The organism is Microbulbifer okhotskensis, assembly GCF_023895975.1.
In the GTDB taxonomy this organism is placed as follows: domain Bacteria; phylum Pseudomonadota; class Gammaproteobacteria; order Pseudomonadales; family Cellvibrionaceae; genus Microbulbifer; species Microbulbifer okhotskensis.
On the sequence record NZ_JALBWM010000133.1, the window covers coordinates 1 to 9,281 of the forward strand.

13 protein-coding genes are annotated in these 9,281 nt (G+C 52.9%); all 13 read left to right on the plus strand.

Annotated elements, in window-relative coordinates; translation table 11 throughout:
* Positions 1 to 995 (plus strand): terminase gpA endonuclease subunit (locus MO867_RS18960; protein ID WP_252472064.1); only part of this gene is annotated, 995 nt, incomplete at its 5' end.
* On the plus strand, positions 996 to 1,211 hold the full coding sequence (locus tag MO867_RS18965; RefSeq protein ID WP_252472065.1) for a DUF6148 family protein: 216 nt from the start codon (positions 996 to 998) through the stop codon (positions 1,209 to 1,211).
* The gene (locus MO867_RS18970; RefSeq protein ID WP_252472066.1) at positions 1,211 to 2,692 is read left to right on the plus strand and encodes a phage portal protein; all 1,482 of its coding nucleotides are present in this window, start codon (positions 1,211 to 1,213) and stop codon (positions 2,690 to 2,692) included. The genes MO867_RS18965 and MO867_RS18970 overlap by 1 nt, the downstream gene beginning before the upstream one ends.
* A gap of 9 nt (positions 2,693 to 2,701) precedes the next feature.
* Positions 2,702 to 4,744: a ClpP-like prohead protease/major capsid protein fusion protein gene (locus tag MO867_RS18975; RefSeq protein WP_252472067.1), complete on the plus strand. Its 2,043-nt coding sequence runs from the start codon at positions 2,702 to 2,704 to the stop codon at positions 4,742 to 4,744.
* Between the two features lie 93 nt (positions 4,745 to 4,837).
* Positions 4,838 to 5,209, plus strand: coding sequence for a DUF2190 family protein (locus MO867_RS18980; RefSeq protein ID WP_252472068.1), 372 nt, complete (start codon positions 4,838 to 4,840; stop codon positions 5,207 to 5,209).
* Positions 5,210 to 5,216: 7 nt separating this feature from the next.
* Entirely contained in the window at positions 5,217 to 5,510 is a 294-nt protein-coding gene (locus MO867_RS18985; protein WP_252472069.1) for a head-tail joining protein, read from the plus strand.
* 320 nt (positions 5,511 to 5,830) lie between these two features.
* A complete protein-coding gene (locus MO867_RS18990; protein ID WP_252472070.1) occupies positions 5,831 to 6,181 on the plus strand; it encodes a hypothetical protein in 351 nt (116 codons plus the stop codon).
* 148 nt (positions 6,182 to 6,329) lie between these two features.
* The gene (locus tag MO867_RS18995) at positions 6,330 to 6,767 is read left to right on the plus strand and encodes a hypothetical protein (RefSeq protein WP_252472071.1); all 438 of its coding nucleotides are present in this window, start codon (positions 6,330 to 6,332) and stop codon (positions 6,765 to 6,767) included.
* 458 nt (positions 6,768 to 7,225) lie between these two features.
* Positions 7,226 to 7,468 carry a hypothetical protein gene (locus tag MO867_RS19000; protein WP_252472072.1) on the plus strand — a complete coding sequence of 81 codons (243 nt, stop codon included), beginning with the start codon at positions 7,226 to 7,228 and terminating at the stop codon, positions 7,466 to 7,468.
* Positions 7,469 to 7,484: 16 nt separating this feature from the next.
* Positions 7,485 to 8,336 carry a BRO-N domain-containing protein gene (locus tag MO867_RS19005; protein WP_252472073.1) on the plus strand — a complete coding sequence of 284 codons (852 nt, stop codon included), beginning with the start codon at positions 7,485 to 7,487 and terminating at the stop codon, positions 8,334 to 8,336.
* Positions 8,333 to 8,572, plus strand: a complete 240-nt coding sequence (locus MO867_RS19010) for a hypothetical protein (protein WP_252472075.1) — start codon at positions 8,333 to 8,335, stop codon at positions 8,570 to 8,572. Before MO867_RS19005 ends, MO867_RS19010 begins: the two co-directional genes overlap by 4 nt.
* A 157-nt stretch (positions 8,573 to 8,729) precedes the next feature.
* Positions 8,730 to 9,122, plus strand: a complete 393-nt coding sequence (gpU, locus tag MO867_RS19015) for a phage tail terminator protein (protein WP_252472077.1) — start codon at positions 8,730 to 8,732, stop codon at positions 9,120 to 9,122.
* Between the two features lie 50 nt (positions 9,123 to 9,172).
* On the plus strand, positions 9,173 to 9,281 hold a 109-nt coding region (locus MO867_RS24355), incomplete at its 3' end, for a phage tail tube protein (protein ID WP_444875286.1).

Below are 9,281 nucleotides of genomic sequence, written 5' to 3' on the forward strand. Positions count from 1 at the left end.
TGCGGGATTTTCTCGAAGCCGAACACGAAGCCAAAAGCGGCGATGAATCCGCGCGCATTGTTTTCCAGAACAACAAACTGGGCCGGCCTTACCAATATGCCGCCAGCCGTCTGCTGGACCATGAACAGCTGCAAGAGGCTGCCGAGGATTACCCGGAATTATTCTGCCCTGCAGGTGGCCTGCTGGTTACGGTGGGCATCGATGTGCAGCACGACCGCCTGGCGATATTGATACGCGTCTTTGGCCGCAATGAAGAATCCTGGCAACTGTTCTGGGGCGAGATCGATGGCGATACCGCCGATAAACAAGACGACTGCTGGTCGGCCCTGGATAAGTTGGTTTTCCAGAGTTTTAAGCACGAGCGCTTCGGCGAAATCCGCGCAGCGGCAGTGAGTATCGATTCTGGGGATGGTGGCACCAGCAATGCGGTGTATCACTGGGTGCGAAGCCGCGATAAAAAATATCGCGGTGTGCTGGTGATGGCCATCAAGGGTGACAGTAAAGACTTGGGTACCAAGGAAATCTTTAATCAGCCCCGGCAGGTGGATTTTAATAATCCCAAGCGTCGCACCAAGGCCGACCGCTTCGGGGTGAAGGTTTATATGGTTGGCACCCATAAAGCCAAAGACCTGATCGCCAAGCGCCTGTTGGGCACCAGTGCCTATATGCACAGCTGTAAGCATGTACGGCAGGACTACTGGGAGCAGGTCACCGCCGAAGTGAAAGCGCCGAGCAAGAAAAACAAAGGCCGGGAAACCTGGCAGCCGCGCCCCGGCCGCCCCAATGAAGGCACGGATACCGAGGTCTATGCCTTACACGCCGCCCACGCCATGGGCATGCACAAATACAACGAAAAGAAATGGTCCACCCTCGAATCGCGGTTAGGCCAGCGCACCTTATTTAGCGAACCAAGCCCAACCCCCGAAAAACCCAAACCAGTTGCTCAACAACCACGGCGGCCAGCACAGCCCGCCGGCTCCCTACTGGATAGTTAAATGTCTAAAACCGCACAAGAGATGGTCGACCTCTATATCGAGGCCGAGATAGACGTGCTCGCCGGAAAAACCACGGTCATTAATGGCCGCCAATTTACCGCAGAAAACCTGCAGGAAATCCGCGCGGGCCGACAGGAGTGGGAGCGCCGCGCCACTGCAGAAACTTTAAAGGCCGCCGGCAAACGCCCTGGGCCCGCCTACGCGAATTTTAATTGATGAATAAATTAGATTCTTTCATCGGGTTCTTTGCCCCCGAGGCAGGGCTGCGCCGTGTGCAAGCGCGTCGCGCTTTAAAAGTCGTTGCCGCCTATGAAGCCGCACGCCCCAGTCGCCTACGAAAAAACCCCGCAGATAATCGCAGCGGGGATTTGGTGGCCGATGGCGATGTAGAAACCCTGCGTGGCCAGGCGCGGCACCTGGAGCAAAACCACGATTTTGCCTGTGGCATTCTCACCACCCTGGTGAATAACACGGTCGGCCCGCGCGGTATTGATGTGGAATTCCAGCCCAAGACCTGGGATGGCGATATCCATGATGGTCTCGCCAGCCAAATGAATGACGCCCACAAGGAATGGGCGCGGCGCCCGGAATGTACCCGGCAATTTAGCTGGGCCAAAGCGCAGCGGCTTTTATGCAACACCTGGCTGCGCGATGGCGAAACGCTACTGCGGCACTTGCAGGGCACGGTGCCCGGCCTAAAGCACCGCACCCCGGTGCCCTACACCATCGAATGTCTGGAACCGGATTTTTTACCGGTCGGCTACAACGACCCCAGCCAACGCATCGTACAGGGCATCGAAAAATCTGCCTGGGGCGAAGCCAAAGGCTTTTGGTTGTACGACGAACACCCCGGCGCCTCACTGAACTGGCGCATGAAACGCAGGCGCCACAGTGCCGACCATATCGAACACCTGAAATTTGTACGCCGCCTGCACCAAACCCGAGGGGTTTCTATTTTTGCGGCGGTGATGAATCGCCTTACCGATATTAAAGACTATGAAGAAAACGAGCGCGTCGCCGCCAAGATTGCCTCGGCCATGGTGGGTTTTATCCAGAAGGGCAGCCCTGATAATTATGACGCTGAGTCTTATGATGAGAATGGAAACCGCACTCTGGCTATCAGTGCCGGCGCCATCTATGACGATCTCCGCCCCGGGGAATCTGTCGGCACCCTCCAGAGCAACCGCCCCAGTGGTCTGCTAACCCCATTTTTAGAAACCATGCACCGCATGGCTGCCGCCGGCACCATGGCCAGCTTTAGCAGTATCAGCAAAAACTACAACGGGACTTACAGCTCACAGCGGCAGGAACTGGTGGAGCAGTGGGCCAACTACGAAACCCTCAGCCTGGAATTCTGTGAGGAAATAGTGGAACCGGTCACCCGCCGCTGGGTGCAAATGGGCCTACTGGCGGATGCTTTTAAAGTGCCGGCGGATGTTGATCCATCCACGCTGATGCACGTCGATTTTATTACCCCGGTGATGCCCTGGATTAATCCGTTACATGAAGCCAGTGCCGATGAAACGCTGCTGGAAAATGTTCTAGCCAGCCCACAGCAGACCATCCGCCGCCGTGGCAAGAAGCCGGACGATGTGATTAAGCAGACCGCTGCCTGGCAGAGAAAGCTGCGAGAAAACAAGATCACCACCCCAACTAAACGCACTGCGGTCCCCGCAGAAAATACTGATTCCGAGTAGGAGACCGCCATGCCGAATAAATCCTGGTACAGCATGACCGCCGCTGCCAATACCGGTGAAGCCGATATTTATCTGTACGACTCCATCGGCTACTGGGACATGACCGCAAAAGACTTTGCCCGAGATCTCAAAGCCCTCGGTGATGTCAGCAAAATTAATCTGCACATTAACTGCCCCGGCGGCGATGTGTTCGACGGCACCGCCATTTATAACCTGCTCAAAGATCACAAAGCCGAAGTGGAAACCTGGATTGAAGGCATCGCAGCCAGTATGGGCAGCGTGATCGCCCTCGCCGGGGATACCGTCCATATTGCTGAAAATGCCTATTACATGGTGCACAACCCCAGTGCCGTGGCCCGAGGTGACGAGCGCGCGCTGGAAAAAACCAAGAGCCTGTTGGCCAAAGTCAAAGCCACCATGAAAAGCCTGTATTCCTCACGCACCGGAATGTCCGATGAGGCAATCAGCCAAGTGATGGATGACGAGACTTGGTATACCGGCGCCGAAGCGGTAGAGGCCGGCTTCGCCACCGATACCACCGCCGAAATCGAAATGGCCGCCAGCTTCAATGGCGCGCTACTCAATCAATTTAAAAACACCCCGCAAGCCGTGAGCGCATTAATCGCGCAGGGGCCTGCACAAGTTCGATTCCCGTCTGCGGTTGCAGGCACTCAAACCCAAACCCAGGAAGCGCAAGCCATGACCACAACCACCTCTACAAAGCCAGCTGCAACCGCTGCTCCCGAGGTTACCCCAGAAATGAAAGCCCAGATTGCCGCTGATGCCAGAGCGCAATTTGCCGCCGATGAGCAAAAACGCAAGGATGCGATTAAAGCGGTATTTAAAGGCTTCGATGCCCACAGCACCGTGATGCAAACCTGCCTGGATGATATGGACTGCAGCGCTGAAAAAGCCAAAGACCAGCTGCTCACCGCCCTCGGCAGCCAAACCCCAACCCCCGTGCAAAGCTACAGCCTGGTGGTACAGGAAGGCGAAGGTATTAAGCGCATGAAAGCCGATGCCGAAAATGCCATCGCCATGCGCGCCCTCGGGGAAAAACGCACCGAAGGCAACGAGCTGACCGGCTACACCATGATGGAGATTGCCCGGATCTTGATGCAGGCCCACGGCCAGAGTTTATCGGGCCTGGATAAGATGGGCATCGTCGCCGCCGCCTTTACCCACGGCTCCGGAGACTTCGCCACGGTCCTCGGCAATATCGCTAATAAATCCATGCTTAAGGGTTACTCAGAAGCGGCAGAAGTCTTCCCGCAATTTACTGCCACCGGCAACTTGAGCGATTTTAAGATCGCTACCCGCACGGATCTCGGCACCTTCCCCTCATTGCGCCAAGTGGCACCGGGGGCAGAATTTAAATATGTGAGCATCGGCGAGCGCGCCGAAACCGCCGCCCTGGCTACCTACGGTGAACTCTTCTCTATTAATCGCCAAGCCATCATCAATGACGACCTCGGAGCCTTCACCCGTATCCCACAAAAGATGGGGCTCGCCGCTGTGCGCACTGTCGGAGATCTAGTGTTCAGCATCCTGCTCAATAATCCCAAGATGGCCGATGGCAAAGCCCTGTTCCATGCCGACCATGGCAACCTAGCCACCAAGTCAGACATCAACACCGCCAGCATCGACGCCGCACGGGTATTGATGGGCAAGCAAAAGGATGGCGAAGCCTTCCTGAATATCCGCCCTAAATTCCTGCTGTGTGATATCGCCGATGAGGGGGCCGCAAAGGTTGCCCTGGAATCGGAATTTGAAGTGGGTGCATCCAGCAAGAACAACACGACCCCCAACAGCGTGCGCAATATTGCCAGCGTAATCTCCGATGGTCGTCTCAGCGGGCACAATGGTTGGTACCTCAATGCCGACCCGGTAGCGCACGACACTATCGAAGTGCTCTACCTGGATGGCCAGCAGGCCCCAGTGCTGGAACAGCAAAACGGCTGGAATATTGACGGGGTGGAATTCAAAGTGCGCCTCGATGCCGCAGCGAAGGCCTGGGACCCCAAAGGCATGGTGAAAACGCCCAAGACCTAATACCTACTAATACCTCAACCCAAATCAAATTTGAAAGGGCCGCATCGCGCGGCCTTTTTACTTTCAGTTACAAACCCAATCGAGGGAAAGAGAATGGCTACGAATTTTGTGCAAGACGGACGCATGCTGGATGTCACCAACAACACCAGTGCGGTGATTACCTCTGGCCAGGTAGTAGCAGTTGGCGCAGTACTGGGGATAGCGATGGATGATATCGCCGTGGGTGAAACCGGCGTGCTCGCTATTGATGGGGTATTCACCGTGCCCAAGGTATCCGCCGCAGTGATCAATCAGGGCGAAAGCCTCACCTGGGTGGTTACCTCCAGCGCATTCGATAGTAATGCAGCCACGGCAGCCACCGGCGATATTACCGGCGCAACCGCCTTCGCCGCCGAAGCTGCCGGCGCAGGTGCTGCCAGCCTCGCCGTGAAGTTTACCGGCGTACCGGGCACCGTGAAGGCCTAGGTGATCCATGGACCTGGACCAGAGAGCCGCAGAGCGCGCGTTTCGCAAATGGGGCAAGCCCGCTACCTATGACGATGGTAGCGGTGCTGATCCTATCGATTGCCAGGTGATCTTTGAGCAGGAGATTGATGACTTCGATGATGAGGAACGCGTGCGGGTACCGCGTGTTGAATTGAGTCTGCTGGTGAGTGAGGTGGGGTCTTACAACTCAGAGGCGGTGATTACGCTAAATGGTGTGGAGTATTCGGTGCGTAAGCGGCTGGCGGATGATGGGGTAGTTTGGCGGGCGTTGGTGGATTGAGGTATTCATAAGGCCCCGCAGTTGGGTGAAAAATGTACAAAACCTGCTTTTAATAACAAAGATCAGCAGCAGCTGCTCCTATTTCTAGGTGAAACTCAGTAACCCATTGATACTTAAAGGGTTCCAAAAGTGATATAAAGCAGAGAAAATACAGAATTATAAAGATGCTGCTTTATATCTTTTTTTGTACATTTGCGCCAAGTGCAGATAGCTCATTGATTTGTTGAGTTTTTTTTCATCTTCGAAGGAAGTTGGACTCAGAAATATAGAGCAGGGTGATATAAAGAAGCTTCTTTTGAATTAACTGTTAACTACAAAAAATGAAGATTGTAATCCTAGACGAATTCGAATTTGAAGATACCGGATCTGAAGAGTTTCTAGTCATAGCTTTAGCTAGATCAAATCAGTATTCAAACTTAATGGGGTTCTTTGAGGCAACTGCCCAAGAGGAGTGGTTCGATCCAGAGTTGAAATTCGATTACGGCAATGGGGTTGAGTTTAAAGAGTATCCATATTCTTCAACAGTAAGGCGGTACCTAAAGGAGTTTATAGGTCGTGCCCCTGATTCAAAAGCAAATGTTGTATCGCTACATGGTGAATGGGGTGAGCAAGATTTATTAATTGAAGAGCCTGGTACATTTATTCGCTACTATTGGCAAACATCGGCATAAGTAGTTAACAAAGGTGCGGCAGACCGACGCCTTACTCTGTGTACTTTTTACGCAGTCGCTACGCTCCTATTATCGCGCAAAAAATACACAAAGTAAGCCGCCGCTGCGCACGACGTTAGCTGAATCAGCATTAATATAGAGAGAAGTTATGTCACAAGTAAGTAGCTTTGCAGTAGTTTTTGAAGAGCCAAATATTGAAGCCAGGAAAAAAATTATCAATTTGTTGCAGGGGTTGATTCCAGATTACATTCAATCCGAATGGGGCGGAGGTTCAGGTGAGGGTGAGGTAGAAATCACGAAAAAAAATGTCTCCAAAAGCGAGCTCTTTGCGATCACAATTGGAGGTGATGGAAGCCAATTTTTTGAATATATATTAAAAGTTAGAAAAGTGGAGTTGAGAGGTAACTATTTTGCCGTCTTGTATATCGAGGGCGCAGGAATTTTTGTTACGGTTCAAAAAAATAGCGTATTGTTGTTTGACGTTCCATTAGATTTGCACGATCCTGATGAAATATTCCAAATATTAGAATCGGAAAATTATTTGGAGGAAGTACGCGAGGCTTTTATCCATCGTTATTTTTTATAAAACGCAGCTAACAAAGTGCGCCATGTTCAGCTGCTTCGCAGCTTTGACCTCTTATCCACCCCCTGAGCTGTAATAAAAAACCCTACCAGTCATCGCTGGTGGGGTTTTTTATTGCCTGCGAAAGCCGGCTGTATAGAAAACCATATATTTGGAGTGATTAAACGGAGATTGGGACAGGGGTAGCCTAACCTCAGGCTGAGGGCTTGACAGCTCCCTGCGGGTTGGTGGACACTGAGAGAACTAGAACATTCTCAGCGGTTACCGCACCCGACAGCCTCGCGGTTTTTTTGTGCCTGCAATTTGGCACGCCTAGCTTTTATAGCCGGGTCGAGAGGCGTAATACAAGACCCCTTCTGGGGGAATAGGCCCGGAGCTTCTGAGAAGGCTCTAGTTGAGACCCGGCTGCCAGCTACTAACTGGCAGCCGCTAGGAACTAAAACTTCTCAGGAGGCCCTCCCATGGCCAGTGCCCACGCAATCTCCACACTTAATCACTCCCAACCTGCGCTACAGCCGGCTCATGTCCAGCAGTTGCGCGAATTGCAGTATTTAAACCTGGCCCGCCAGCACATTCTGGAATGGCCCGACTCCCCAGTAAAAAACGCCGCACTCAGTGCCCTCTGTGGCGAAGAGGGCGCGGTCCTGGATGGATTGACCTACGCCGCCGAACGTATGGCGGCAAGGCAGAGTACTGAACATTAACCACAGGAGTGTGATTATGAGTAACGTGATTCCATTTGATTTCAATAGCTGTCAATTGCGAGTCGTCGAACAGGACGGTGAGCCATGGTTTGTTTTGGCCGATGTTTGTCGAGTACTGGAGTTGTCGAATCCGACTGTAGTGGCTGAGCGTCTTGATGAAGATGAAAAAGGCAACCCTAAGTCTGGCTTAGGGTTACGAAGGGATCAGTTGTTGATTAATGAGTCGGGTCTTTATGCTGTGGTATTGCGGTCTGACAAGCCTACAGCAAAACCATTCAGGCGCTGGGTGACTCATGATGTCTTGCCTAGCATTCGCAAAACGGGACAGTACCTTAGTCAACGTTCCAGCGGCTACCCAGAGCTAGCAAAGAACCACCGTGCCCGCTTGCAGTTAGCACGAATGTGCGGACTCAAGGGTCCTAAAGCAATTCTCGCGGCTAATAGTTGGACAGAGCGGGAAGAGGGTGTTGATGTGCTAGGCCTGGTCGGCGTTACCCATCTCACCAGCTCCGTGCAATCCGCCGAGATCACCGCGTCTGAACTGGGTGTGCGGGCCGGGTTACCCGGCAAGGGCAAAGGCTGTGCACAAAATGTAAATCTGTGCCTCTGGCACCTGGGGTTGCTGGACACTGTCTACGACAAGCGGGGTAGTCTTGCCTGGAGGATTTCGTCTAAGGGGATGGAATCCGGGCACCTTGAATATGACGATGTAACAAAAAAACACGGCCAGCGCAGTTCAGTGCAGACGATTGTTTACCGGGAGTCGCTGTTATCGCTAATTCAGGGTGCCGGCTTGGTTGAGGAAGATTTTAAGCAGCTAAAAATTCGCCGCAAAGCGGAATCTCCATTAGAGGAGGTTGCTGCATGAATGAAATTGTCGAATTTCAAACGGGTGAAGTTCAAGGAGCTGAGTCGACGGGGCGTCAACTGGCGTGTGAGTTCCTGCGTGATGTTGATGCAATTGATACCGAACTGTTGGTTCGCCGCTGGGCAAGACAGCTAATTAATGAGCTGTCTTGCCCACAGCCTGAAGCTCAAGGCGTGTTGGCTGGATTTCTTGACGAGGTGCTGGAACAGCTACATTCCCCCGATATAGAGGGCTGAGTTTTCTTTTTATGGCGGCTGTGAGCGTGAATACAACACCGTAAGGAAATAGCGCTCGCCCAATTTTCACACTCCGTTGGGCGTTCAGCAGCTGCCGCCCTAATCCAAACCCGCACGAGCGGGTTTTTTTATGCCCGAAATTCTTGGAGCCATCCCAATGACCCAACGCATCACTATCCGCGATGCCGTACTAAACAAGCTGCAAACCCTATCCGGCTACAACTTCCCCTCCGCAGGCAGCACGGAAGGCATCGAACGGGAAAAGCTGCCGGCAATCCTCGTCGGTTTTGCCACTGAACAAACAGAGCAGGAATTCTCAGGCACTACCCGCCGGCTGGATCTTGTTGTGGCGGTGGTGGTGCACAGTCGGGGAGATATCTATGAACTGCTGGATGAAGCTACCGAAGATGTTGAGAGCGTCCTGCAGGATCGAACCCTGGACGGTGCTTGTGAGATTTTCGCGCTATCACAAACTGATTTCGCCCTAGATCAGGACCACCCCTTGGGCGAGGTGCGCCTGACTTACAGCGCCCAATATTCCACTGAATGACGCACTTCCGCGTCGGACTTTAATTTCTACTAAGCGACTGGAGAATCCCTATGTCCCAATTGGCTCAGGGCAGCAATATTTATTTTATTGATCCGGCAGATGATTCTGTACAGAAAGTGACTGGGGTGAATTCTTTTAACCCCGGCGGCAATCCAGCGG

Coding starts and splice junctions, on each gene's coding strand:
- MO867_RS18995 (WP_252472071.1), top strand. CDS start 6,330: ATGTCACAAGTAAGTAGCTTTGCAGTAGTTTTTGAAGAGCCAAATATT.
- MO867_RS19010 (WP_252472075.1), top strand. CDS start 8,333: ATGAATGAAATTGTCGAATTTCAAACGGGTGAAGTTCAAGGAGCTGAG.
- MO867_RS19000 (WP_252472072.1), top strand. CDS start 7,226: ATGGCCAGTGCCCACGCAATCTCCACACTTAATCACTCCCAACCTGCG.
- MO867_RS18980 (WP_252472068.1), top strand. CDS start 4,838: ATGGCTACGAATTTTGTGCAAGACGGACGCATGCTGGATGTCACCAAC.
- MO867_RS18990 (WP_252472070.1), top strand. CDS start 5,831: ATGAAGATTGTAATCCTAGACGAATTCGAATTTGAAGATACCGGATCT.
- MO867_RS18965 (WP_252472065.1), top strand. CDS start 996: ATGTCTAAAACCGCACAAGAGATGGTCGACCTCTATATCGAGGCCGAG.
- gpU (WP_252472077.1), top strand. CDS start 8,730: ATGACCCAACGCATCACTATCCGCGATGCCGTACTAAACAAGCTGCAA.
- MO867_RS18970 (WP_252472066.1), top strand. CDS start 1,211: ATGAATAAATTAGATTCTTTCATCGGGTTCTTTGCCCCCGAGGCAGGG.
- MO867_RS18975 (WP_252472067.1), top strand. CDS start 2,702: ATGCCGAATAAATCCTGGTACAGCATGACCGCCGCTGCCAATACCGGT.
- MO867_RS18985 (WP_252472069.1), top strand. CDS start 5,217: ATGGACCTGGACCAGAGAGCCGCAGAGCGCGCGTTTCGCAAATGGGGC.
- MO867_RS19005 (WP_252472073.1), top strand. CDS start 7,485: ATGAGTAACGTGATTCCATTTGATTTCAATAGCTGTCAATTGCGAGTC.